At 44.5% G+C, this 1,227-nt stretch carries 1 protein-coding gene; it reads left to right on the forward strand.

All coding sequences use genetic code 11. The features are described from left to right. Positions 1-26: 26 nt before the first annotated feature. A partial coding sequence (locus A3739_RS24705) for an amino acid permease (protein WP_231877141.1) occupies positions 27-1,227 on the forward strand: 1,201 nt, incomplete at its 3' end.

The raw sequence follows: 1,227 nt of genomic DNA on the forward strand, positions 1-1,227 counted from the left end.
ACATGATTGGCTCAGGAATATTCCTCTTGCCATCATCACTGAGTGACTTCGGTCCGATATCGCTGTGGGGCTGGGCGATCACTGGTGCGGGCTCTGTTTTATTAGCATTTGTCTTCGCTCGCTTAGCGCTCGATTCACCAAAAGCATGTGGCCCGCTTGCATATACCGAAGAAGGTTTTGGAAAATTTGCTGGTTTTTTGGTGGGTTGGGGACACTGGATTGCGGCCTGGACCGGAAACGCCGGTCTTGCGGTTGCATTCACAAGTTATCTAACTGCTTTCGTTCCTGAACTTAAAGATAATTCCGGACTCGCAGTAATCGTGACGCTAGGGACAGTATGGTTACTCTATTTTATTAACCTACAAGGACTGAAATCTGTAGGTTTAATTCAAGTAATCACAACTATTTTAAAGTTAATACCGTTGGCATTATTTGCCTTTGCAGGTTTCTTTTACTTCGAGCCGAGCAATTATGCAGTGAGTAATGTCAGTGAACTGCCTACATTCAATGCAATCTTGGCCACCTGCTCCATTACTTTGTGGGCATTTTTGGGACTCGAATCTGCAACCGTTCCTGCTGGTGACGTAAAGAATCCTGAAAAGAATATCCCTCGAGCTACTATTTACGGCACTTTGTTTGTCGCAATTCTTTATTTTGTTGTATCTGCCGCAATATTCGGCATTATGTCTCCTGCCGAACTTCAAAAAAGTACCGCCCCTTTTGCGGATGCGGCGGGCGCCTTATGGGGTAGCTGGGCTTTCCACTTTATTGCGATTGGCGCCATTATTTCGGTACTCGGATCGTTAAATGGCTGGATGCTTATTCAAGCTGAGGTGCCTTATGTCGCTGCCAAGAAAAAGCTATTTCCTAAAATCTTTTGCAAGGAAGACGCAAAAGGGCGCCCTATCTGGGGAGTCACAATTTCAACCGTGTTGATATCACTTTTAGTGTTAGCTAACTTCACAGGCGATCTGGTTAAACTTTTCACGTTTATTATTTTACTTGCATCGCTATCAAGTTTGATCCCTTATCTTTTTTGCTCACTAGCGAGCATTATGATTCACCTTTCTAGGAAAGGCACTCAAAACTTTCAGTGGACACGCCATCTGGGCATTACGGTCATTGCATTTAGCTATGTAATTGGCGCGATTATTGGTTCAGGGCCAGAGGTTGTTTACTGGGGAACCATATTATTAATGGCAAGTGTCCCTGTATTTGTATGGGCGC

The organism is Oleiphilus sp. HI0067, assembly GCF_001635735.1.